Below are 25570 nucleotides of genomic sequence, written 5' to 3' on the forward strand. Positions count from 1 at the left end.
AACAGGAGAAGGGGTTGGGGGATGAGGTTCTTTCTTTTATAATTTAAAATTGGATAATAGCTTTTAGGATTGAGACTGCTTTTAAATGAAAAAAACGTAGCGAAAGTACTCATCATTCAAAACTCACAATTCAGCATTCATTTACTTATCCCACCAAACACGAGTTAGTAAATCGTCAACACCTTGTCTTTGTACAGCTTCGTTGTACGAAGTCCTGTTAAGTGTTTGTTCTGAAACAGGATACAAGAATCTACGGAAAATTTTACCACCTGTAGCATTGCCAGGATATACATTTGGCGTTAAAGCTGGATAACCCGTGCGACGGTAATTATTATATACTTCCTGTGCATCAGGGAAAAGCCCAACCCAAACTTCATTGTAAATTTGTTCAGTTTGAACAGCTACCGAGCTACTGGTTTTGAGGGCATGAGCGGCTACATAACTATCGATACGTGCCTGAGCGATTGTACTCGTTGTTCCGCTAATCAAATCCCATTGTTTCATCGCAGCACGGATGCCTGTTTCATATAAATTCGTAGCCGTTTCTGCATTGTACCAACCTCTCAAAGCAGCTTCTGCCAATAGGAAATTAGATTCTGCTGCTGTGAATAATAACAAAGGAGCATCAACTTTCAAGACTGTTGTTTGCTTTGGTTCTGAATAAGTAATGAAATCAGAAGGTTTTGTACCATTGATTGTTGCAGGCATACCTTTCTGAATACTTTCATCTGAACTTGCTGCACCGTTTACATACACCACAGAAAGTACGCCCAAACGTGGGTCGTTATTGGTTTTCAAAGAGTTGATGAAAACATCTTGATACTTACCACCTTCTGTATTGTTGGTACCGTCTGCACGAAGATAATTATCGTTCAACAATTGCCAAGCCACAGGATTTTTGTTGATATTTTGTCCACCAGAAGTATAAGCCATTTTAGCAATATCTGCATACTCTCTGATGACACCGCCAGCGATGGCCTTAGTTACCCAGCTTTGTGCTGCCGCCGCATCAACTTTTGTTAAACGCATACCCAAACGTAACATCAACGAGTAGGCAAACTTTTTCCATTGCGTAACATTTCCTTGATAAATTAAATCTGAATTACCGAAAGTTGTCGTATTAGCAGTAGTCAAAGCTGTTGCAGATGCTTCTAATTCTTTTAGCATATCTGCATAAATTGCACTTTGAGAATCGTATTTAGGTTGAAAAATTGAGAGATTATAGCCTTGTCCTGCTTCAGTATAAGGGATGTCGCCATACAAATCAGTCAAACGACTGAAACAATACACTCGCCAGATACGAGCTGTTGCGTACAAATTTACTTTTGTTGGGTCGTCTTTTACAGCTTTTATTACCTCTCCAATTTCATTAATCTGATTTGGATATGAATTGGTAAAAACACCACCTGTGGCATTTACTTGTGAAGCCGTATATTTAGAACCGAAACCTTCTACATCGTTGTAGCTGGTAGTATATTGCATCAAACCAAACAAAAGACTGCCCTTGTTGCCACTATTGGCTGCACCATCGTACAAAGCTTTACTAAAAATGTAAGCAGTAGTTGGAACCGAAACGGCATTTGGATTGGTATTGATTTCTGCGAAATCTTTATCGCAAGCCGTAAATAGCGTCATGCTACACGCTGCCAATAAAGGAAATGTATATTTTGAAAATAACTGTTTCATTGTCTTGCTTTTTTAGAATTTCAGATTCAAGTTCAAACCATAAGAACGAGTACGTGGCAAACCAATCGACTCAATTCCTTGTGCTGCACCGTTGGTCAAGCCTTGCTCAGGGTCAAAATTGTCGGTCTTTTTGTATAAAATCAGAAGGTTACGACCAACTAATGAAACACTTGCCGATTGTACGCCTAAAGATTTCAAGAAACCTGCTGGTAAACGGTAAGAAATAATAATCTGACGTAGTTTTACGAAACTTGCATCATGTACAAATAATTCTGTGTAACGGTTAAGGTTGTTGTAGTAGGCACTACGCAAATTCGCCACAGGTACAGTATAAGAATAAGCATCTCCACTGGCTGTTACTCCTTTCAGTGCTAAGCCATTTTCACGACCTGGCAAAGTAGATTTCATTAAACCCAAACGAGTAGCATATACTTCCATTACTGAGAAAATACTTCCGCCAAATTTACCATCAACCAACATGTCTAAAGAGAAGTTTTTGTATTTGAAAGTATTATTCAAACCCATAGTATATGGTGAAACTCCATTGCCTAAATATTGATTGTTGTCAGTTTGTAAAGGCAGGTTTGAGTTGGTATCATAAATGATATTCCCAGCAGCATCTCTTTTCATACGGTATCCATAAATACCTCCGAATGGCATTCCTACTTGGTTGTTAATGAAGGCGTTACCATTCGCAGAGTTACCAATTGAAAAAGTATTAATACCATCAGCTAATTTCAATACTTCACTTTTGTTGTAGGCAAAGTTGAAGCTAGTATTCCATGAAAAATTAGCAGATTTAATAGGAGTACCTTCTAGCAATAATTCTATTCCTTTGTTACTTAATTCACCTGAATTCAGAATGGCACTTGTATAACCTGATGCACCTGAAATCGGTACACTTACAATATCATTAGATGATTTCTTGTCATATACAGCGACATCAAAATTCAAACGTCCTCCGAATAATTTTGTACTTAAACCAAGCTCAAGCGTGGTAGAAGTAAATGGTTTCAATCCTGCGTTGGTAATTGAAGCTGAACTGACGTTTTGTAATGGCACACCACTTGCACTTGGCACATTGCTGTATGCTAAGTTGATAGCGTAAGGGTCAGGACCACCGCCACCTACTTGTGCCCATGAACCACGTAATTTTAAATAGTCGATAACTCGTGGCATGCTTATCACATCCGAAAGCATTAAGCTTGTACCAATACTTGGATAGAAAACATTATTGTTTTTAGGACTTAATGTTGAAAACCAGTCCTGACGACCCGTTAAAGTTAGAAACCAAATGCCTTTGTAATCTAAATCTGCTGAACCAAAAACTGAGTTTGTTTTGATATTGCTTGATACTGGCGTTGCCGTAGAAGTAGCCAAGTTTGCATAACTATAGAAGTAAGGAATGGTGTATCCTTGTCCATAGAAATCAAATTGATTGTTTTTAAACTGGCGAGTATTTGCACCACCCAAAACCGATAAGCCTATTGTTTCTGCAAATTTGGTATTATAAGCAGCAGTAATCATACTGTTGGTTTCTGACACATCCGATTTAATGCCATCGTACTGACCTTGAGGAATATACTGTCCGCCAGTTGGCATAATACTGGTGAAATTATAATTATAAAAATCACGAGTAGTGGTAGCCTTTAAAGTTAGATTTTTCAATAAATCATAAGAAACAGATGCTTGACCGATAAAGCGATCTTTTGTATCTGTTTGTTTGAATTTATTAATGAAGAAATAACCATTTGTTACGATACCTGCATCGTTCCAGAAAATCTCATTACCGTTTGCATCATGTCCAGGTGCTAACCATCTAACATCAACAGTATTAGCCACCTCATAAGCCATCCAGTTTGGATTGCCCAAAGCATCTCCAGCAATCGGACGATTATTTCCTTCCTCAAGATTATATTGTACTACTGCTTCTGCTCTAAGGCGTTCACTAAGTTTAGCTGAAATATTCAAACTAGCCGTTTTACGATTATAAGTATTAGATGGCAATACACTTTTTGCACTTAAATCGGCTAAAGAAAGACGGTAGAGAATGGCATCATTTCCACCAGACAAAGCAACTGAGTTCGTAAAAGTTGTTCCTGTCTGATAGAAATTTTTCAAATTATCTTTCTGAGCAAGATATGGGTGATTTTTACCGTCGGCTGCCATATAATTAGTAGAGCCATCGATTTTTGCTCCAAACGAACGACGACCCGTAGCCTGAGCCTGAGCCAAAGTTGTAGGCATTACACCGCCATCACCTTGTCCGTATTCATATTGGAAATCTGGAAAAACAGATACGTTTTCCATAGTAAAAGTACTGTTGTATTCAAGACCGATGCCTTTTTGAGCTTTCCCTTTTTTCGTTGTAATCAAGATTACGCCATTTGCCCCACGTGACCCGTATAATGCTGCGGCAGCACCACCTTTCAATACAGTCATTGATTCAATATCGTCTGGATTGATTGCCGAAATACCATCTCCACGGTCTGTACCAGCTTTCGTTCCTAAACCATTTGGTAATGAGCTTCCGCCCGGAACACTGTTATCAATTGGCATCCCGTTGATTACGTACAATGGTTGACTATTACCCGTTAATGAACCATTACCACGAATTACCACACGGCTTGAACCACCCGGACCAGTAGATAAACCTGTAGCATTTACCCCTGCAATTTTACCTGTTAAACCATTCGCAACATTGTTTTCACGTGCTTGGGTAAAGTCCGAACCATTAATTTCTGATACAGAATATGCTAAGGCTCTTTTATCTTTTTTTACACCCAAAGCCGTTACCACAACTTCATTAAGTTGCTGTACATTTTCTTTTAAAGTAACAGTAATTGAACTTTGATCCGCTACAACTGCTGCTTCAAATTTTTCAAAACCAATACTTGTAATAACTAATGTAATGTTTTTAGAAGCAAAATTTTCTGGCAAATTCAATTTAAAATTTCCTTCTGCATCAGTAGTTGTACCAACTCGTGGATTTTCTTTGATAAAAACCGCAGCACCAATCACTGGACTTGCATCTTTTGCAGCAATAACTTTCCCTCCAATCTCTTTCACAATACTCAATCTTGCTGATTTCGGCAGATAAGTAGCGGTATTTTTATTCACATTAGCATGCGAATTGCCACTTATTGCTAAACTTCCGATGATAGAAAGCCATAATAAGCGTTGAGAGCCTTTTAATAGTCTAATTTTTTTCATGCTTAAAAGTTTTTTATGGTAAATTGGATTGTTGCAATAAATGCAAATTAATATTGCATTTATTGCACAAACATATAAACTTTTCGTAGAAAAAAAGGCTTTTGTTAAAAAAATATTATCAGTAAGTAATAAAATTGAGTATTTTATCTCAATTATTGCAAAATTTGCAATATAATTTACAGCAAAAACCACGGATAATTTGCAGTTTTTCTATATCTTTGTTCTACTCAATTTGAAAAAATGTAATTATTATAATGTCGATTAGCTTATTAAAGAAAGAACGTAAAGATTTGATTTTGAAGGAAATCAATGTTCATACAAGAATATCTTTAGGGGAATTAGTAGAATCATTGAATGTATCGGAAGATACCATTCGAAGAGATATTAATGAATTAGCCGAAGAAGGTGAAATTATTAAGATTAGAGGCGGTGCGATGTCGAAAGCGTATCATCATTCTTCAAATCTCAAGGAAACCTATGCGCATTCTCATAAAGTAGAAATCGGACAAAAAGCATTTTCTTTATTGAAAGAAGGCATGTTGGTGTTGATTGGTGGTGGTACAACCATCCGTGAATTTGTGAAACTGATTCCTGAAGATTTTTCAGCTACTTTCATGACGGTCAATCCTTTGACAGCTGTAGAGTTATTAGACAAACCTAATATTGAAATTATCCTGATTGGCGGACAAGTATCACGATATAGCCAAATGTCGATTGGTGGAGAAGTACATCACCGACTTTCAGAAATGAAAGCCGATTTGTGTATTTTAGGAACAAATGCTTTGGATGCTCAGGGAGGAGTAACGGATTCTGACTGGGAAACTGTTCAGGTGAAAAAGGCGATGATGAAAGCTTCCGATAAAGTAGCTGTGTTGGCAATTTCAGAAAAATTGAATTCTGTCATGAAAATGAAAGTAGCCGACTTACAAGAAATCGACTACCTCATTACTGAATTGCCCTCCAATTCACCAGAATTATCTGCCTATCAAAATAGCAAATTGCAGGTTATATAAATAGTTGTGATTGAGAGAGTTGTGAATGAGTGATTTCTTTTGAAAACATTGAACATAAATGAATTTTTGGGAACTCAATTTTGATTAATCGCCTTTTCAATCACTAAATCAAAAATCACTACTACCTCACAGGTTTGTATTTCACAAAACCGAAGAGATGTAAAAAGACAGATCTTGAGATTCTGAAATTGAAAGGAACAGAAATTAAAGAAACGACTGTAATAGGAATGATGTAACCCATAATTGGTGGATCATTGAAAAACCAATATAATATCACACCCAAAACTGCTAGAATTAAAATAGAAAAAGCATAACTCACAAACATTGCTCCATACCAAAAACCTGGCTCTACTTCATAACGTAAATTACAAACAGGACAATTGGTGTGCATGTCGTCAAACTTATCTACTCGAAAAAATGGATATTTAAACATTTTTCCTTCTCTACATTGCGGGCATTTCCCCTCTGCAATGGCTTGAAAACGAGAAGGATGATGGTCTAATTTTAAGGTCTGATACTGGCTCATAACGTTATTGTTTTATTGAAAGTAAATGACATTTATCATTTAATAATCATACAACAAAGCTAGAGAAGGACTACCCAAAACAATGGTATTTAACAAGCTGTCTATGGTACTTTTTACTTATTTGGTGAATTAGCGATTTAGTGAATTGTGATTTTTACTCTATAGCTAATCACTAACTCACAATTCACTCAATCACTCAATATCATTCTACCACGATTGTCTTTTGTGACCTATCGTCGCAAAGAACAAAATATATAAGTAACAAGGAATCAAAATCAAATATGCTTCTTGAATGCCAAATGATTCTGCCAATTTTCCGTAGAAGTATGGTAAAATCGCTCCGCCACCGATACCCATAATGAGTAAAGCAGAACCAAATTCTGTTTTCTTTCCTAAACCTTTAATCGCAAGCGGAAAAATCGCTGGCCACATCAAAGCATTAGCTAAACCAAGCATCGCTACAAATGCTACCGAAGTAAAACCAGCAGTCAACACAATACCAAGCGTGAAAATTGAGCCAATAATTCCGCAATACATCAAAGCCTTATTTTGTGAAATGAATTTCGGAATCGCTACAATCCCAACAAAATAACCAACTAACATAGCAATCAACGTTAGCGAAGTAAAGTTTTTAGAAACATCTAAACTAATGCCTAACGAGCTTCCGTATTGTCCGATGGTATCGCCTGCAATTACTTCAACACCTACACAACAGAAAATAGCTAAAATACCAAATACTAAATTGGCGTGTTGTAAAACACTCTTCTCTCCTGTTTCTTGTAGCGTTTCGTTTTCATCCTTACTTGTGTCAATTTCTGGTAAGCTAGATTTATAAATCAAAAATGCCAAAAGCACTAAAGCAATTGCCATCACAATGTAGGGAACGATTACTCTTCCCGCCAATTCGTTCAAGAGTACTTCTTTTTCAGCAGCCAAGCTTGTTTTTAATTGTGTTTCAATGTCGCTCGCTCCGTCTAAAATGATTGCTCCTAAAATCAGTGGACTCAAAGCTCCAGCAATTTTATTACAAACACCCATGATACTTATACGTTGTGCTGCACTTTCGATTGGTCCTAAAATACTGATATAAGGATTTGAGGCTGTTTGGAGTAAAGAAATTCCTGCACCTTGAATAAATAATCCTGTTAAAAACAGTACAAATGAACGAGATTGAGCCGCTGGCACAAAAATAATGGCACCAATCGCCATCACCACCAAGCCCCAAGCCATACCGTTTTTAAAACCAACTTTCGTCAGAATCATTGAAGAAGGAATCGCTAGAAAAACATAAGCAATGTAAAAGGCAAAAGTTACCAAAAGTGCTTGGGCATATTCAAGTTCACAAGCAATTTTGAGGAATGGAATAAGCGTACCGTTGAGCCAAGTGATAAAACCGAAGATGAAAAATAACATTCCGATAATCACGATGGGAGAAAAAAATGATTTACTTTTAGTCATAATGGTGGTTGGTTTGGGGCAAAATATATAAATAAAGTAAGGAACAAATTCTTGAAAGGTTCATATTAAATAAATTCACTACAGGCATCGCCCGTAGTGAATTTTAATGTTCAAGCATTATTAATATATAACCAGTTCTAACTAAATTTTCAAGTTTGTGAATGAAGTAATGCTTGGAATCTTAAGACCCCAAGCATAATATTAAAAGTGGTATCGCACAAAAGCCTCAATGGCTGCATATTCTGCAAAACCTAGTTTATTGTATAGTTCAGCTGTGGCACTGTTTCTGTCTTCTGCACGTTGCCAGAATTCTCTTGAATCGTTTCCTTGGAAAACCACTCCATCTTTTTGTGATTGATGTTTGAAAATCCCGTGACGTTTCTGCAATACTTGTGTTGGGCTCATCGGTACCGCCATTTCAATTTCATGAATATCCCACTCAGCCCAAGCTCCACGGTATAACCAAACCCAGCACTCGTTCATGTAATCTTCTTTTTTCAAACGTTCTAACGATTCGAAAATGGCATCTAAGCATACTTTGTGTGTTCCGTGTGGATCGGCTAAATCACCTGCCGCAAAAATCTGATGTGGTTTTATTTCAGCAATAATATTAGAAACAATTTTGATGTCAGCTTCGCCTAATGGACTTTTTTGGATGGCACCTGTTTCATAAAAAGGCATATCCAAAAAGTGAACATTGGTAGCAGGAATTCCAACAAAACGGCAAGTAGCTTTTGCTTCTCCCTGACGAATAATTCCTTTTACATAACGTACCGCAGGAATATCAATTTCGCTGTCTTTTTTGGTTTTTAAAAACTCTCTTGCTTCTTCAAAAACAGTATTGTATTTTTTACTTTCGATGTCGAATTTTTCATTGAAATCATCAATAAAATCAATAAAACGCAAAGCTTCGTCATCAGCAACGGCAATATTTCCTGACGTTTGATAAGCCACGTGTACATCATGCCCTTGGTCAACCAAACGCTGGAATGTTCCTCCCATCGAAATAATATCGTCGTCGGGATGTGGACTAAAAATCAATACTCTTTTCTGTGCAGGGAAAGCTCTTTCTGGTCTGTTGGCATCGCTTGCTAATGATTTTCCACCCGGCCAACCCGTAATAGTATGTTGAAGATTTTGGAAAACCTGTAAATTAATATCGTAAGCCTGACCGTAATTGGCAAGTAAATCACTTAATCCGTTTTCATTATAATCACGATTGGTTAATTTCAGAATCGGTTTATCTAAGCTTAAAGCCAAATTAGTAACGGCTTTTTTCACCATCATTTTATCCCAAATTACTTCGTCAAACAACCATGGTTTTTTACGGCTACTCAATTCAGAAGCACTGGCTTCGTCTAAAATGAATCGTACATTTTGGTGACCTTGTAAATATGAAGCTGGAATTTTTTCAGAAACTGGTCCTTCAATCGCTTCTTTGATTACTTGTGCTTTATGTTCTCCAAAAGCCAAAAGCACTACTCTTTTCGCCTCCATGATTGCTTTTACGCCCATCGTTACTGCTCTGCGTGGCACTTTTACCATAGAGCCAAAGTCGCCAGAAGCGTCCATACGAGTCGTAATATCAAGCGTCATTAATCTTGTTCTTGAGTTCACCAAAGAACCAGGCTCGTTGAAACCGATATGTCCGTTTCTACCGATGCCCAAAATTTGTATATCTAAGCCACCCAATTCTTCAATTTGTGCTTCGTACTCTTTGCAGAAGATAGCGAGTTTTTCTAAAGGTAAAGTTCCAGTTGGAATATGGCAGTTTTCAGGAGCAATGTTTACATGATTAAACAATTGTTCTTTCATGAAACGGTGATAACTCTGTACTGCATCAGGTTGCATTGGATAATATTCATCCAAATTGAAGGTAATTACGTTTTCAAAACTCAATCCTTCACTTTTATGAAGACGGATAAGTTCTGCATATACTTTTTTAGGTGTTGAGCCAGTAGCTAACCCTAAAACTGCTGGTTTTCCTGAAGCATTTTTTTTGCGAATAATTTTGGCAATTTCTTGTGCCACTGCTTTTGAGGCTTCAGCGGCATCTTTATAAATTTTAGTGGGTACTCTTTCCAGAGAGATGGTTTCCTTTTCTAGTTCTATGGCTTCAGTTGCTTCAATCATTTTAATAACAATTTTGAGTAAACATTTCTTAGTTTTGAAATAAGACATGCAAACTTAAAGACAAATGAATTATAGTACCTAATGATATTTAAAATAAAAAATCAACAAACAGTAAAATAATTATTTATGAAATATATTACCGTTTTTTAAAAAATATCTAATGTTAATGTGAAAAGAGGGATTTCACAAGCCAAAAAAATCGGAAATAAAAGATAGATTTTTTGAAAAAATGCACAAAAAAGCAAATAAGGTCTATTTTGACAGGATAAAGTACAATATTTAGAATATTTTTAGACAGGAAATATTGGGAAAAGGAAGCGTGATAGCTAATAAGAAGTATTGATAAGAAGAGCTTTAAAATATCAAATCGGTTAAAATTAAAGATTTTAACCGATTTGATGGAATTTTGATAAAATTGTAAAATATACTTGTCTGGAAATATATTTCCGATTAATGAAAAATATTGATTATTTCATCCATTCGTTATCAAACATTCTCCAAATGTTTAAAGGATTAGCATCCTGTAATTCTGCTGGCAAAAGACTATCAGGAAAACTCTGATAACTAGCTGGACGAACGAAACGTTTGATAGCATCTGGTCCAACTGAAGTAAAACGAGCATCCGTACAAGATGGGAACGGTCCGCCGTGGTGCATCGCATAACATACTTCTACTCCTGTCGGAACTCCGTTGAAAATTAAGCGTCCACTGATATTTCTAAGTGCTTCTACGATGTCGTCATTCGCTTGTAATTCCGTTTCTGTCGCCATCAAAGTAGCTGTAAGCTGTCCTTCCAAGTGCTGAATAACGCTTGCTAATTGTGCTAAATCTTTACATTTAACCACTAAAGAGAAAGGACCAAATACTTCTTGATGCAAAGTAGGATTTGCCAAGAATGCCTCTGCATCTACCGAAGCGACCGTCGCCAAACCTTGAATAGTATCTGTTTTTTCAACAAGCGATTCTGCTTCTGTTGTTACATCATCTTGTGCTAAAACGACTGTTTTCTTGCCTTCATAGTTTTGATAAATTCCTGCATTTAGCATTTTTGCAGGTGTGATTTTTTCAATTTCAGAAGCAAGTACTTTGATAAAGCTTTGTAAGTCAGCATTATCAACTCCCAAAATCAAACCAGGATTGGTACAAAATTGCCCAACGCCCAAAGTAATCGAACCTGCATAATCTTTGGCAATACTCTCTGAACTTGTTGATAATTTTTCTGGCATTAACACAACTGGATTGACACTTCCCATTTCTGAAAATACAGGAATCGGCTCAGGACGTTGATTCGCCATATCGAACAAAGCCTTTCCACCAGCAAATGAACCCGTAAAACCAACAGCTTTGGTCACTGGGTGCATTACTAAGGCTTTTCCAATTTCAAAACCATTACCTCCATCAACGTGTGCAAAAGTACCTTCTGGCATTCCTGTGCGTTCTACAGCACGCAAGACAGCATCCGCAACCATGGCAGAAGTACGAGCGTGTGCGGGATGACCTTTTAAAACTACTGGACAACCAGCAGCTAAAGCCGAAGCGGTATCGCCACCAGCGGTTGAATAAGCATAAGGAAAATTACTTGCCCCAAAAACCACTACAGTTCCAATAGGCACAGACATTTTACGAATATCTACTTTGGGTAAAGGTTTGCGGTCTGGTTGAGCAGTATCAATACGAGCTTCTACCCATGAACCTTCTTCCAAAAGGTCAGCAAACATTTTTAATTGAAAAATCGTCCGTCCACGTTCGCCTAATAAGCGAGCTTCAGGAAGGTTGGTTTCTTCCATCGTGGTGTGAATAAGCTCCATGCCCAACGCTTCAATTTCTTCGGCGATGGCTCTTAAAAAAACAGCTTTTTGTTTTCCAGAAACCTTACGGTATTGTTTAAATGCTTCAGCAGATTGAAGCATGATTTTGTTGATATTATCCATGTGATTGATTTCAGCACTTTCATCAATGTGCTACATATTTAATAAATAAGGGAAATTAAGAGGTAAATTACTTATAGAACAACAACTAAAATCAATAAATTATTACTTTTTGAATTTATAAAGATAAGGAGCTTTGTGCGCAGCACCTGTAAATTTCTTTTCTATTCTTTCCAAAATGCCCATCGACAATATTTTTCTTTGAAAATTATCTCTTCTTAAAGGTTTATCCAAAATAGTTTCGTACAACATTTGGAGTTCTTTCATGGTAAACGTATCAGGCAATAAATTAAGTCCAATTAGTTTATCATCTAACATAAATCGAAGTGTTTCCAAAGCTTTCAACGTAATTTCAGCATGATCAAAAGCCAAGTTTGGTAATTGATGAATATCGTGCCATTCGCAAGCTTCGTCATAAATACCGATTTTAGTATTCACTTTCGAAAAATCTACCAAAGCATAATAGCCTACTGAAACGAAACGTTCAAAAACCCAACTTTTTTCATCAATCGCAAAGTTATTTGCCAAAAATACTTGCTTGAGGGTTTCACCCGTTGAACGATTAGCTTTGCCAAAGATGTAAAACTGCTCAAGATAAATATCTGTTACGCCTGTTCTTTCTTCTAAAATTCTTTGTGCTGCTGCTTCAATATCCTCATCTTTCATGACATAGCCACCCGGCAACGACCACAGATTCAAATTCTTTACTTTAGGTAATAATACTTTTAATTGCTCGCCATGAAACCCAAAAATTACACAGTCAACGGATAAATGTGGGATGAATTTCCCTTCGTCAATAATTATTTTTTCGGACTCCATCATCTTCCTTTTAGATTCAACATTTTACAAAAATAGTACAAATACTTGGTGGATTCAAGAAAATGAATTATCATTGTTCCATCATGAAACAATGATAAGACTTAATCAATTAATTATTTAATTTTTTACTCATTTTTAAAGTAAAAAATAAATAACAGCATTCATTTTCAATCATTTAATTTATTATCTATTTCAAAACAATCATTCAAGATGAACAAAAAACATTACCAATTTCCCAGCTTGATGAATACTCTTTTCTTGATATTGGGTATTTTTTTATTGAGTTCAAGGGTACTTATTGGGCAAACAAATGCGCCAAGAGTATTGGTCTTTAGTAAAACGGCAGCTTTTCGCCATCAATCTATCGAAGCAGGGCAAGCTGCTTTCCAGAAAATGGCAAAAGAAAAAGGCTTTGTTGTGGATTTAACGGAAGATGCTACTGCTTTTAATGCACTCAATCTGAAACGCTATAATGCAGTAGTGTTTTTAAGCACAACAGGTGATGTATTGAATCCTGAACAGCAAGTAGAATTTGAACGCTATATCCAAGCGGGTGGTGGTTACTTAGGAATTCACGCTGCGACGGACACAGAATATGATTGGCCTTGGTATGGTCGTTTGGCGGGTGCGTACTTCTTAGATCATCCAATGCCAAACAATGTACAAAAAGGTAAATTTTATGTGTCACAAAAAAATCACTGGGCAACTAAAATGTTACCTGATGAATTTGAGCGTGAAGATGAATTTTACAGTTTTAAAAACATTAATCCGACAATCAATGTTGTGGTGAAATTGGATGAGAAAACTTATCAAGGTGGAAAAAATGGGGACAATCACCCAATTAGTTGGTATCATGAATTTGATGGCGGTCGCTCGTTTTATACAGCGATGGGACATACCGACCAAACTTTTTCTGAACCACTTTTCTTAGCACACCTTTGGGCTGGTTTGAATTATGTAATTGGTGGAGATGCACCAAAACCCTTAGATTATACAAAGGCTCGTCCTGAAGAAAACCGCTTTGCGAAAGTAGTTTTAGAAGAAAAATTAAGCGAACCAATGGAATTGAGCGTATTAAACGATGGTCGTATATTATTCATCGAACGCCGTGGAGATGTTCGTTTGTATAATACTAAAACTAAACAGTTGAAAACGATTGCTTCCATTCCAGTAAGTACAAAATATAAAGATAAAGAAGGTAAAATTTCAGAGGCGGAAGATGGTTTATTGGGTTTAAGTAAAGACCCGAACTTTGCTCAAAACCACTGGATTTATTTATATTATTCTCCAGCAGGTGACGAAGCGAAAAATATCCTGACACGTTATGAGTTGCGTGGAGATGAATTGGTTTTAGATTCTAAAAAAGTATTGTTAGAAATTCCAACGCAAAGAGAACAATGTTGCCATACGGGTGGCTCTATCGCTTGGGATAAAATGGGCAACCTTTTCCTTTCAACAGGTGATAATACAAACCCACACGGTTCAAGTGGTTATAGTCCAAGTGACGAACGCCCAGACCGCAGTGCTTGGGATGCTCAGAAATCTTCTGCCAATACCAACGATTTAAGAGGTAAAATCATCCGAATTAAACCTACTGCTGATGGTTCTTACACTATTCCAGAAGGAAATTTATTCGCAAAAGGTACGCCAAATACTCGTCCTGAAATTTATACAATGGGACACCGTAATCCTTTCCGTATTTCAGTTGACCAGAAAAATGGTAATCTTTATTGGGGAGAAGTTGGTCCAGATGCTAACAAACCAGCAGCTGACCGTGGCCCAGCTGGACATGATGAAGTAGGACAAGCACGCAAAGCAGGTAATTATGGTTGGCCACATTTTGTAGGCGATAATAAGGCTTATAATAAATTTGATTTTGTGAATAACAAATCATTGGAATTGTGGGATGCCAATGCACCAACGAATACTTCGCCAAACAATACAGGTTTAAAATTATTACCACCAGCACAAAAAGCATTTATATGGTATCCTTATGGAGAATCTCCAGAATTCCCATTAGTAGGTAGTGGCGGCAGAAATGCCATGGCTGGCCCTGTTTTCTACAGTGATGCTTTCAAAAATGCGAATCATGCTTTCCCGAAATATTATGATGGAAAAGTATTGATTTACGAATGGATGCGTGGTTGGATTATGGCAGTTACTTTGGATAAAGAAGGAAATTATGTTTCGATGGAACGCTTTATGCCAAGCTATAAATTCAGTAATCCGATGGATATGGAATTTGCTGAAAATGGCGATTTATACATGTTAGAATACGGTTCGGGTTGGTTTACTGCCAATGATGATGCTCGTTTAATTCGTATCGAATACAATGGCGGAAACCGTAAGCCAATTGTACAAATTGCAGCGGATAAAATGGGCGGAGCTATTCCTTTTAAAGTAACACTTAGCTCAAAAGGAACAGTAGATGCAGATGGCGACATTTTGAAATATTCTTGGAAAATTACCGATAAAAAAGGTTTTGTAAAAGTAATCAATACGCCAGAAGCTAGTTTGACTTTAACAAAAGCTGGAGTTTATAAAGCTACGTTAACGGTTTCAGATGGAAAAGGTGAAAGCAATAGCCAATCAATGGAATTGACGGCAGGAAACGAACCGCCAACCTTGGCTTTTGATTTACCGAAAAGTAACAAAACGTTTTACTTCCCGAATAAACCATTTGATTATGAAGTAAAAGTAAACGATAAAGAAGATGGTAGCTTGGCAAATGGAAAAATCAAACCAGAGCAAGTAGCAGTAAGTATTGATTATTTAGCAGAAGGCTTTGATAAAATCGCTATTGCACAAGGACACCGTTCGGCAGATGCTTCGGCAAGTTTTGCATCGGGTAAAAAATTGATGGAAGCGAGCGACTGTAAGGCTTGTCACAGTGTTGATAAAAAATCAGTTGGTCCGATGTACAAAGAAGTTGCAGCGAAATACAAAAATGATGCAGGTGCTTTAGAAAGATTAACGAAGAAAGTAATCTCTGGCGGAAGTGGCGTTTGGGGAGAAGTACCAATGAGTGGTCATCCACAACTTTCAGCTTCGGATGCTTCGGATATGGTGAAGTATATTTTGAGCTTGTCTCAAGAAAAAGCTAAAGTAAATTCTTTACCAATAAAAGGTACTTACACAGCGAAATTGCCTGCGAATGATAAAGGACAAGGCGTATATATTTTACGTGCTTCTTACCAAGATCAAGGTGCAAAAGGAATTCCTTCATTGGCTTCTGAACAAACATTTACTTTGCGTAATGCTAAAATGAGTCCACACAAATTTGACAAATATGAGTCAGTTTCAAAAATGTCATTCGGAGGAAATGAATTAGCAATTCCTTCAAAATCTGGCTCTTATGTTTCACTTTCTAAAATTGATTTAAGTGAAATTAAGCAAATAGCATTCTTAGCCATTACGCCAAAACCGCAATTGAATGCTCAAGGTGGCGTAATTGAAATTCGTATTGATTCGCCAACGGGTAAAGTAATTGGAGCATCTCCTTTCCTTGCACCAACAGAAGAAATGAGTTTTGCAGGAAAACCTGTTGCTATTACGGTTACACCAACGGAAGGAACACATGATTTGTATGTAGTTTTCCAAAATCCAAAAGCTGAAGGACAATCATTAATGGTCGTAATGGGTGTAGAGTTTAAATCAGAAATTGGTGATTCAGCTCCAATAGCCGTTACAGCACCTGAAGCGAAGACAGATTTGAATATTTATGCAGGTAAATATAAAATGACAGGTTTACCATTTGAATCTATTTCGATTTCGGTAAAAGACGGTAAGTTAATCATTGATGCTGGTGGAAATGTTGGTGAATTAACAGCGACTGATACGCCAGATAAATTTGATGCAGGTGGTAAAGGAACAGTTAGTTTTATAAAAAATGATACTGGTAATGTTGCTACAATGAAGTTAGAAGCGATGGGAATGGCTTTTGATGGAAAAAAAGAATAAGTATAACATACCTCACCCGTAGCGACGGTCGCCCCAACCCCTCTCCGTCAGAGAGGAGAGCTTTTAATCAAAAAGCCTTCTCCCCTTCTCTACAGGAGAAGGGGCTGGGGGATGAGGTTTTATTTCAAAATCAATGGAAAACTTAGCACAAAATCATACAAGTCGTCGTGAGTTCATGGGTCAATTGGGCTTATTAACAGCGGCGAGTTTTCTTCCTGCAACCGTTTTTGGTGCAGCCAAACCACATTTTGAAATTTCTTTAGCCGAATTCTCTTTAGCAGGTTCATTATTTAGTGGGAAATTGAAAAATATGGATTTTCCAGCCAAAGCTAAAAATGATTTTGGTATCAATGCGGTTGAATATGTTTCGATGTTTTGGGCAGACAAAGCCAAAGACCAAGCCTATCTCAATGAATTAAAACAAAGAACATCTGATTTAGGAATTCGAAACGTACTAATTATGGTGGATGCCGAAGGCGACTTAGGAGCAAGTGATGCAGCAGCTCGTCAGAAAGCTGTTGAAAATCATTATAAATGGGTGGATGCTGCTAAATTTTTGGGTTGTCACTCTATCCGTGTCAACATGGATGGCGACGGCACGCCCGAAGAAATCATGAAAGCAGGTGTAGATGGCTACGGAAAATTGGTAGATTACGGACAAAAAGCGGGTATTGGAGTAATTATCGAAAATCATATTACCATTTCTACGAATCCAGATTGGTTAGTGGCTTTATTGAAACAAGTAAATAATCCTTATGCTGGTTGTTTGCCTGATTTTGGTAATTTTATCCAAAGAGAAAAACCAAAAGCCATGACGATGGAAGGTTTCAGAGATGCCAAAGTAATTCATGAATACGACAAATATGATGGCGTAAAAAAACTCATGCCTTTTGCCAAAGGAGTAAGTGCCAAAACGCATTTCTTTGATGAAAGTGGAGCTTGTACAGATACCGATTTTGCCAAAATGATGCCGATTGTCAACAAAGGTTTGAGCAAAAACTTTAAAGGTTTTGTCGGAATAGAATATGAAGGAGGCTTTATGAAAATGATGGGGGCGAAAGAAAATTATCTGGACGAAGATGCTGGCATCAGAGCAACGAAGGCTTTATTGGAAAAAGCAAGAATGTAAAATTAGACTACTGAGTACGACGAATAATTATATAGCTTATTTTCTTATCAATAGGGTTGGGATCATTCTCAACCCTATTGTTTTTAAAAGAAAAACAAAGCTCATGACTCAAAGCTAAAAGCTCACAAGCTATCTTTGAAAAAATAAACCTTTGCCATTCATGCAGACACTCCAACAATTGTACTCAGGAGAACTATTAGGAACAACTCGTTTAAAATTATCTTGTGGCTTAAAAAGCTTTCCCAAAGAAATCTATCAACTGGCTGATACTTTAGAAATTTTAGATTTATCAGGGAATGAACTTTCAGCTCTTCCTGATGATTTTGGAATTTTAACAAATCTAAAAATCACTTTCTTTTCTGATAATCTATTCACTGAATTTCCAGCAGTTTTGGGTGAATGTCAAAATCTTGAAATGATTGGTTTTAAAGCGAATATTATCAAAACCATTCCCGAAAATGCCATTCCTTCTACTACTCGTTGGCTGATTCTGACCAACAATGCTATCGAAAGTATTCCTGCTTCAATCGGTAAATGTACTCGAATGCAAAAGTTAATGTTGGCAGGAAATCGCCTAAAAGCTTTACCCAAAGAATTATCAGTTTGTAAGAATTTACAATTACTTCGTATTTCAGCGAATCAAATCGACGTATTTCCTGAAGAATTACTTTCATTTCCTCAACTTTCATGGTTGGCTTTTGCAGGAAATCCATTTTCGGAAAGTACCGAAGAACAAATTGCTTTAGAAGAAATTGCTTGGCATGAATTGGAGATCAAAGAACAATTGGGCGAAGGAGCTTCTGGTAATATTGCTAAAGCCGAATGGACTACGCAAGATAAAACCATTGCCGTAAAAATATATAAAGGAGAAGTAACCAGCGACGGACTACCAAGCGACGAAATGAACGCTTGTATTTCGGCAGGGAATCATCCGAATTTGGTAAAAGTACTGGGTAAAATCAAAGAACATCCAGCCGATAAACATGGTTTATTGATGGAATTGATTCCTGCGAATTTCAGAAATTTGGGTGGCCCGCCAAGTTTTGAAACCTGTACCAGAGATACTTATCCGCCTGAAACGGTTTTTACTTTGGCAGAAGTAATAAAAATTTCAGCCTCAATCGCCAGTGTGGGAAAACATTTGCACGCATTGGGTGTTTCGCATGGCGACCTCTATGCCCATAATACTTTGGTGGATGAAAAAGCCAACACTTTATTTGGTGATTTCGGAGCAGGAAGTACTTATCATGTACATTCAAGTAAAGCCGCTGCCATTCAGCGTTTAGAAGTAAGAGCTTTTGCTTGCTTGTTGGATGATTTATTAAGACACATTCAAGCCGATGAAACCGACCAAGACACAGTAATTACACTTCAAAATATAGTAAAAAGTTGCATGAACGAAGTAGTTTTGGCTCGTCCAAGTTTTGAAGAAATTTATCAAAGTATCATTTCGTTGAAGTAATTTTTTTTCGTTTTACAGGATATTTCCTTCAAATTTTTATCAAATTCAATAGGGTTGTACTTAAGTCCAACCCTATTGAATTTTAAGCTAACTTTGTCAAATAATCTGAACTTTACCCATACATTCATCACAATTTTATGAAAAACATCATTACGCTCATTCTCTTATTTCTATCATTTTATTCCTTTTCCCAAAAACTTGAAGGCACAATTACAGACAGTAACAAAAACCCAATCGAAGGCGGTTTTGTCTTAAACAAACGGATTGATAAACATTCACATTCTAACAAATTGGGATATTTTGTACTGGAAAAAGTTAGCACAGGCGATACGTTGGAAATCTCTTGCATAGGTTTCAAAACCCAAAAGATTGTCTATCAACCAACTCAAAAGTTCTTGAAAATCGTTTTGGAAGAAAGTGTATTTCAGTTGAACGAAGTAACGATTAGCCCCGAAGTAAATGCCCAAAGTATCATTTCAAAAATTGATTTAAAGACTTATCCTGTCAATTCTTCCCAAGAAATTTTACGAAAAGTACCGGGTTTGTTTATCGGTCAGCATGCTGGCGGTGGCAAAGCTGAGCAGCTATTTCTGCGTGGATTTGATTTAGACCACGGGACAGACATTAATATTTCTGTTGATGGAATGCCTGTCAATATGGTTTCGCACGCACACGGGCAAGGCTATGCCGATTTACATTTTTTGATTCCTGAAACCATTGAAAAAATAGATTATGGAAAAGGCCCGTACTTTGCCAATAAAGGCAATTTAACTACCGCTGGTTATGTTGAATTTCAGACCAAAGAGCGAATCAAAGAAAGTCAGGTTTCGGTAAATGCTGGAATGTTCAATACTTTCAGAACAATGGCTTTGGTGAATTTATTAGGACAGCAAGAAAAACAATCTGCTTATATCGCCAGTGAATTTTTGTATTCTGATGGCCCTTTTATTTCTCCACAAAAATTCAATCGTGTAAATGTGATGGGAAAATACGCTTTGGAATTGCCCAATCAGCATAAAATCAACTTTTCGGCTGCACATTTTAGTAGTAAATGGAATGCTTCGGGACAAGTACCACAACGTGCCATTGACGAAGGTTTGATTACTCGTTTTGGGGCAATCGACGACAAAGAAGGCGGAAATACCAGTAGAACCAATGTGAATTTTCAGCATACAAAAAAGGTTGGTGAATCACTTTTGATTAAAAATACAGCTTATTACAGTCATTATAATTTTGAACTGTATTCCAACTTTACTTTTTTCTTGAATGATTCTATCAATGGCGACCAAATCAAGCAGAAAGAATCCAGAGATATTTTGGGGATGCAGTCTGAAATTCATAAATATTATTCACTTTCGTCGGGAAGTCTCTCTTGGCAGTCGGGCGTAGGTTTTAGATACGATGCCGTAAATGATATTGAACTTTCGCATACACTCAACCGTACAACGATTTTGGAAAGACTCAAATTTGGCAATGTGAAAGAAACCAATGCTTTTGGCTTTACGGGCATAGAGTATCACCGTGGTAATTGGTTGATTAATCCAGCTTTGAGATTAGATTATTTCAACTTCAATTATCTTGATAAACTCAACAATAATCAAGTGCAATCGGTAGCAAAAGCAATTGTCAGTCCGAAGTTAAATATCATTTATAATCCCGACCACGACATTCAATTGTTCTTTAAAGCAGGCAAAGGTTTTCATTCCAACGATACTCGTGTCAGTAGTTTAGCCAGCAATAGCAAAGAAGTATTGCCAGCCGCTTATGGAGCAGATTTGGGCATGATTTGGAAACCACAATCACGTTTAATTCTGAATATGGCATTGTGGTACTTGCATCTCGACCAAGAATTTGTTTATGTTGGCGACGAAGCCGTGATTGAAGCCAGTGGAAAATCAGTAAGAAAAGGTTTGGATTTAGGCGTTCGTTATCAAATCAATAATTGGTTATTTTTCAATGCCGACATGACTAATACTTTGGCCCGAAGCATCGACGAACCCGAAGGAGCAAATTATATTCCGCTCGCTCCAGATTTTACTTTAACAGGCGGTTTGAGCGTAACACATCCTTCTGGTTTTTCTGGCGGTTTGCGAGTGAGACATTTGGGCAATCGTGCAGCAAATGAAGATTACTCTATCGTTGCCAAAGGTTATACCGTTACAGATGCCAACGTAAATTATAAATTCAAGAAAGTAAATTTTGGCTTAGTTGCCGAAAACCTTTTCGATGTGGAATGGAACGAAACACAATTCGCCACCGAATCCAGATTACAAAATGAAGTAAATCCTGTTGAAGAAATTCACTTTACTCCAGGCTTTCCATTTTTCTTGAAAGCTACGGTTGGGATTAGTTTCTAATGCTTTTCAAAAAATATTTGAGGTACTTTTTCGTGCAAAGATCATGAAAAAGTACCTTTCTTTTTTTCTACATAACATTCAAGTTAATTTTAAAGTAGGTATAGATAAAATGTATGAACTGATGAAGACTACAATTTTATACTTTTACTTGCTACAATTCAGTAGCCACAATTTCAGCAACAAATGAAAAAATATCGACCACTCTTCAAAAAGTTTTTATTGATTGTTTTTTGCCTAATCGCTTGTCGTTCAGTCAATTTTGCACAAGTTGCTGCAACAGATTTGTACTTACAAACGAGCGAAGTAAACAATATCATGACGCAATATTATGCCGACAAAGGAATATTGACTAGATTTTACTTCGTTGAACATTCGCCAGAAAGACGAGAACGCTTAAAAAAATTGATTCTCGACTATCAAAACCAGTTAACAAAACTCAATTTCAATCAGTTAAATATTGGTGCAAAAGTGGATTATACACTTTTCAAAAGAAATTTAAGCGAAGAATTGTATCAATTTACTATAGAAGAAAAAGAGTATGAAGCCATTAAAAAATGGTTTCCTTTTGCCGATAGTTTGTATGCTGTAGAAAAAATAAGAAGAAGAGGAACGCCATTGGACGCTCCAAAATGGGCTTTTCAATTCAATGAAATGGCAAAACAAATTACTTCATTAAACAGTAAATTAAGCAAAGACAGCAGCATTACCGAAAATTTAGGCAAACGTGGTGCAAATCTTTCTAGGAGTTTACAAAAAGCCATTAAATCAGTTTATGGCTTTTATAATGGCTACGACCCGCTGTTTACTTGGTGGATGCCACAACCTTACAATCGTTTGGATTCTTTGTTGAAAATATATGCCAATAATTTTCAGGGAAAAGGTAAAAATCTTTCTACTCAGAAACCAGATGCTAGCGGAATTGTTGGTAATCCGATTGGAAAAGAGGAAATTACTCGTCGCTTACAGCTTGAAATGATTCCCTATTCTCCTGAAGAATTGGTGGATATTGCCAATAAAGAATTTGCTTGGTGTGATGCCGAAATGCTAAAGGCAAGTAAAGAATTAGGTTTTGGAAGCGATTGGAAAGCCGCCCTTGAATACGTTAAAACGAAGTATGTAGAGCCATCGAAACAACCGCAAGAAATGATGAGGCTTTACAATGAATCGCTTGATTTCCTCAAGAAAAATCAATTAATAACGATTCCCGCTTTGACAGAAGAAGGTTGGCGAATGAATATGATGTCGCCAGAAAGGCAATTGGTTAATCCCTTTTTCTTGGGTGGAGAAGAATTTATCATTTCGTACCCAACCAATACCATGACGGAAGACCAGAAGTTGATGAGTATGCGTGGCAACAATCCACATTTTTCAAGAGCGACCGTTCACCATGAATTAATTGCAGGACATTCTTTACAGTATTTTATGCTGAATAGAAACAAAGTATATCGCCAATTCGACACACCGTTTTGGATGGAAGGTTGGGCATTGTATTGGGAATTATTATTGTATGATATGAAGTTCCCGCAATCGCCAGAAGATAAAATCGGAATGCTTTTTTGGCGAATGCACCGTTGTGCTAGAATTATTTTCTCGCTCAATTATCATACAAAAAACTGGACACCACAACAATGTATTGATTTCTTAATCGACCGAGTTGGGCATGAAAAAGCCAATGCCGAAGGAGAAGTAAGACGTTCGTTTGTGGGTGGTTATGATCCACTTTATCAAATTGCATACATGATTGGCGGTTTACAATTCAGAGCCTTAAAAAATGAATTGGTTGATACTGGAAAAATGTCCTACAAACAATTTCATGATGCTGTAATGCAAGAAAATTCCTTACCGATTGAGATGATTAGGGCTATTTTAACGAAGCAATCTTTAGAAAAAGACTTTAAGACAAATTGGCGTTTTTACAAATTCAAATAAGCAATTAATTATTCAAGATATGAAAAGTGTAGTAGTTATAGGTGGTGGAATTATTGGGTTAAGTACCGCATATTATTTACAAAAAGCTGGTAATCAGGTAACAGTAATCGATAAAGGCGATTTTTCAGATAACTGTTCTTACGGAAATGCGGGCTATGTTTGTCCGAGTCACTTTATTCCTTTGGCAGCTCCTGGCATTATTTGGCAAGGTTTGAAATGGATGCTGAATCCTAAAAGTCCATTCTATGTAAAACCTTCTTTGAATCCTGCTTTGATGGATTGGGGTTTGAAATTTATGAAAAGTGCTACCGAAAAAAATGTAGCCAATTCAGCCATTCCATTAAGAGATATTTCGCTACTCAGCCAGCATGAATTTGCAGAATGGGCATGTTTACCCCATTTCGATTTCGCCTACGAACACAAAGGAATGCTAGAAGTATTTCAAACAGAAGCCGTACAAGCACACGCACATCATACCGTTGAAAAAGCACAAGAATTAGGACTAGACGTTACTTTATTGAATTACGAAGAACTTCAGGCACTAGAACCTCAAGCACAAATTAACGGATTGGGTGCATTATTCTTTAAATGTGACGCACATCTTTATCCAGATAAATTAATGCGAGTATTGTTGAAAGACCTCGCAAGCAAAGGTGTTGTGTTGAAAGCGAACGAAGAAGTAATTCGTTTTGAAAAAAATAATGGAAAAATCACAAAAGTAATTACGCCAAAACAAGCTTATGAAGCCGACGATTTTGTAATTGCGACAGGTTCATGGACTAGAGAATTGGCAGAAATGGTCGCCGTAAATTTACCTTTAATGCCGGGAAGAGGTTATTCTATTACTTTAGAAGATTCTCCTTATCAAGTAAATCATCCTATTATTTTGGCGGAAGGACGAGTAGCCGTAACGCCAATGGATGGTAGTAAAATCCGCTTTGGTGGTACGATGGAAGTGGTTTCTACCAAAACACCACCACAATATCATAGAGTAGAAGGTATTTTAAAATCGGTAAAAGACTTTTTCCCAGCATTTGATATTCAGCGACCAAGTAATGATAAAATTTGGTATGGTTATCGTCCTTGCTCTGCCGATGGCTTGCCTTATATTGGCAAAACGAAGAAACATAAAAACGTTGTAATTGCCACTGGACACTCGATGATGGGTTTAAGCCTTGGTCCGGGAACAGGAAAATTAGTTTCAGAATTGGTGAACGAACAACCAACAAGTATTGATATAAAGGCTTTTGATGTAGAGCGTTTTGGTTAAGATAATTGGAAATTATTTGTATTTTTGAGGAGAACCTGAATCTTTTGCAACGTAAAAGTTGTCATCTTACAATGAACTCAAACGCTCCTTTAAGTACTTATTTCGACCAAATCAATAAAAATGTTTGTAAAAATGTAGCTTTTTCGGAAGAAGAATTACGCATTTTCAACGAACATCTTCAATACAAAACCATCAAGAAAAAAACCTTTTTATTGCAGGAAGGTGAAATCTGTAATTTCGAAGCCTTCATCATAAAAGGCTGTATGCGAAAGTATTATATCGACAAAAATGGCTTTGAAGTAATTTTACAATTCGCCATTGAAGATTGGTGGGTAAGTGACATTGCTAGTTTTCATGACCAAAAACCTTCAGACTTGTTTATTGAAGCATTAGAAGACTGTGAGATTTTAGTTTTGACGCCCGACAGAAAAGAAGATTTACTCGCCAAAGCACCCAAATTTGAAAGACAATTTAGGTTATTGGTACAAAAAAATCTTTCGGCAACACAAAGTAGGTTGATTAACTCTATCGCTCAAACTGCTCATGAACGATACGCTGATTTTTTGAAAAAATACCCGAAAATTCCGCAGAGAGTAGCACAACATTATATTGCTTCATACCTTGGTATTTCAGCAGAATTCCTTAGTAAAGTAAGAGCTAAAATGGCGAAAGAAAAATAATAAAAAA

15 protein-coding genes are annotated in these 25570 nt (G+C 36.9%); 8 read left to right on the forward strand and 7 right to left on the reverse strand.

The genetic code is table 11. The features are described 5' to 3' along the window. Positions 1–141: 141 nt before the first annotated feature. Together VB776_RS11550 and VB776_RS11555 are read right to left on the reverse strand one after the other, a co-directional pair. On the reverse strand, positions 142–1686 hold the full coding sequence (locus VB776_RS11550; RefSeq protein WP_323329144.1) for a SusD/RagB family nutrient-binding outer membrane lipoprotein: 1545 nt from the start codon (positions 1684–1686) through the stop codon (positions 142–144). 12 nt (positions 1687–1698) lie between these two features. Then, positions 1699–4899: a SusC/RagA family TonB-linked outer membrane protein gene (locus VB776_RS11555; RefSeq protein WP_323329146.1), complete on the reverse strand. Its 3201-nt coding sequence runs from the start codon at positions 4897–4899 to the stop codon at positions 1699–1701. Between the two features lie 254 nt (positions 4900–5153). Here VB776_RS11555 and VB776_RS11560 point away from each other — a divergent pair, with 254 nt between their 5' ends. Next, the gene (locus tag VB776_RS11560; protein ID WP_323329148.1) at positions 5154–5912 is read left to right on the forward strand and encodes a DeoR/GlpR family DNA-binding transcription regulator; all 759 of its coding nucleotides are present in this window, start codon (positions 5154–5156) and stop codon (positions 5910–5912) included. A 121-nt stretch (positions 5913–6033) separates the two neighbouring features. Here VB776_RS11560 and VB776_RS11565 read toward each other — a convergent pair whose 3' ends face one another. The 5 genes from VB776_RS11565 to VB776_RS11585 form a co-directional block, all read right to left on the reverse strand. Then, positions 6034–6438, reverse strand: coding sequence for a DUF983 domain-containing protein (locus VB776_RS11565; RefSeq protein WP_323329149.1), 405 nt, complete (start codon positions 6436–6438; stop codon positions 6034–6036). A 207-nt stretch (positions 6439–6645) separates the two neighbouring features. Next, positions 6646–7896, reverse strand: a complete 1251-nt coding sequence (locus tag VB776_RS11570; protein WP_323329150.1) for a sugar MFS transporter — start codon at positions 7894–7896, stop codon at positions 6646–6648. A gap of 201 nt (positions 7897–8097) precedes the next feature. Beyond that, complete coding sequence (gene nagB / locus VB776_RS11575) at positions 8098–10029, reverse strand: glucosamine-6-phosphate deaminase (RefSeq protein WP_323329151.1); 1932 nt, start codon at positions 10027–10029, stop codon at positions 8098–8100. A 467-nt stretch (positions 10030–10496) separates the two neighbouring features. Then, positions 10497–11960, reverse strand: a complete 1464-nt coding sequence (locus tag VB776_RS11580; RefSeq protein ID WP_323329153.1) for an aldehyde dehydrogenase (NADP(+)) — start codon at positions 11958–11960, stop codon at positions 10497–10499. A 102-nt stretch (positions 11961–12062) separates the two neighbouring features. Further along, positions 12063–12779 (reverse strand): NUDIX hydrolase, encoded by a 717-nt coding sequence (locus VB776_RS11585; RefSeq protein WP_323329155.1) that lies wholly within the window; start codon positions 12777–12779, stop codon positions 12063–12065. 207 nt (positions 12780–12986) lie between these two features. Here VB776_RS11585 and VB776_RS11590 point away from each other — a divergent pair, with 207 nt between their 5' ends. From VB776_RS11590 to VB776_RS11620, 7 genes are all read left to right on the forward strand, one after another. After that, entirely contained in the window at positions 12987–16736 is a 3750-nt protein-coding gene (locus VB776_RS11590; protein ID WP_323329159.1) for a ThuA domain-containing protein, read from the forward strand. Positions 16737–16869: 133 nt separating this feature from the next. Continuing rightward, a complete protein-coding gene (locus VB776_RS11595) occupies positions 16870–17865 on the forward strand; it encodes a sugar phosphate isomerase/epimerase family protein (protein WP_323329161.1) in 996 nt (331 codons plus the stop codon). Positions 17866–18025: 160 nt separating this feature from the next. Then, the gene (locus VB776_RS11600; protein WP_323329163.1) at positions 18026–19327 is read left to right on the forward strand and encodes a leucine-rich repeat-containing protein kinase family protein; all 1302 of its coding nucleotides are present in this window, start codon (positions 18026–18028) and stop codon (positions 19325–19327) included. Between the two features lie 137 nt (positions 19328–19464). Then, positions 19465–21684 (forward strand): TonB-dependent receptor, encoded by a 2220-nt coding sequence (locus VB776_RS11605; protein ID WP_323329165.1) that lies wholly within the window; start codon positions 19465–19467, stop codon positions 21682–21684. A 183-nt stretch (positions 21685–21867) separates the two neighbouring features. Beyond that, on the forward strand, positions 21868–23613 hold the full coding sequence (locus VB776_RS11610; RefSeq protein WP_323329167.1) for a DUF885 family protein: 1746 nt from the start codon (positions 21868–21870) through the stop codon (positions 23611–23613). Between the two features lie 19 nt (positions 23614–23632). Next, positions 23633–24883 carry an NAD(P)/FAD-dependent oxidoreductase gene (locus VB776_RS11615; protein ID WP_323329169.1) on the forward strand — a complete coding sequence of 417 codons (1251 nt, stop codon included), beginning with the start codon at positions 23633–23635 and terminating at the stop codon, positions 24881–24883. A gap of 71 nt (positions 24884–24954) precedes the next feature. Beyond that, entirely contained in the window at positions 24955–25563 is a 609-nt protein-coding gene (locus VB776_RS11620) for a Crp/Fnr family transcriptional regulator (protein ID WP_323329171.1), read from the forward strand. The last annotated feature ends 7 nt before the right edge of the window (positions 25564–25570 follow it).

The organism is Arcicella gelida (assembly GCF_034931025.1).
GTDB classification, from domain to species: domain Bacteria; phylum Bacteroidota; class Bacteroidia; order Cytophagales; family Spirosomataceae; genus Arcicella; species Arcicella gelida.

Bases quoted from the DNA above. Each gene is read 5' to 3' on its own strand.
- VB776_RS11550 (WP_323329144.1), bottom strand. From the start codon at position 1,686: ATGAAACAGTTATTTTCAAAATATACATTTCCTTTATTGGCAGCGTGT.
- VB776_RS11555 (WP_323329146.1), bottom strand. From the start codon at position 4,899: ATGAAAAAAATTAGACTATTAAAAGGCTCTCAACGCTTATTATGGCTT.
- VB776_RS11560 (WP_323329148.1), top strand. From the start codon at position 5,154: ATGTCGATTAGCTTATTAAAGAAAGAACGTAAAGATTTGATTTTGAAG.
- VB776_RS11565 (WP_323329149.1), bottom strand. From the start codon at position 6,438: ATGAGCCAGTATCAGACCTTAAAATTAGACCATCATCCTTCTCGTTTT.
- VB776_RS11570 (WP_323329150.1), bottom strand. From the start codon at position 7,896: ATGACTAAAAGTAAATCATTTTTTTCTCCCATCGTGATTATCGGAATG.
- nagB (WP_323329151.1), bottom strand. From the start codon at position 10,029: ATGATTGAAGCAACTGAAGCCATAGAACTAGAAAAGGAAACCATCTCT.
- VB776_RS11580 (WP_323329153.1), bottom strand. From the start codon at position 11,960: ATGGATAATATCAACAAAATCATGCTTCAATCTGCTGAAGCATTTAAA.
- VB776_RS11585 (WP_323329155.1), bottom strand. From the start codon at position 12,779: ATGATGGAGTCCGAAAAAATAATTATTGACGAAGGGAAATTCATCCCA.
- VB776_RS11590 (WP_323329159.1), top strand. From the start codon at position 12,987: ATGAACAAAAAACATTACCAATTTCCCAGCTTGATGAATACTCTTTTC.
- VB776_RS11595 (WP_323329161.1), top strand. From the start codon at position 16,870: ATGGAAAACTTAGCACAAAATCATACAAGTCGTCGTGAGTTCATGGGT.
- VB776_RS11600 (WP_323329163.1), top strand. From the start codon at position 18,026: ATGCAGACACTCCAACAATTGTACTCAGGAGAACTATTAGGAACAACT.
- VB776_RS11605 (WP_323329165.1), top strand. From the start codon at position 19,465: ATGAAAAACATCATTACGCTCATTCTCTTATTTCTATCATTTTATTCC.
- VB776_RS11610 (WP_323329167.1), top strand. From the start codon at position 21,868: ATGAAAAAATATCGACCACTCTTCAAAAAGTTTTTATTGATTGTTTTT.
- VB776_RS11615 (WP_323329169.1), top strand. From the start codon at position 23,633: ATGAAAAGTGTAGTAGTTATAGGTGGTGGAATTATTGGGTTAAGTACC.
- VB776_RS11620 (WP_323329171.1), top strand. From the start codon at position 24,955: ATGAACTCAAACGCTCCTTTAAGTACTTATTTCGACCAAATCAATAAA.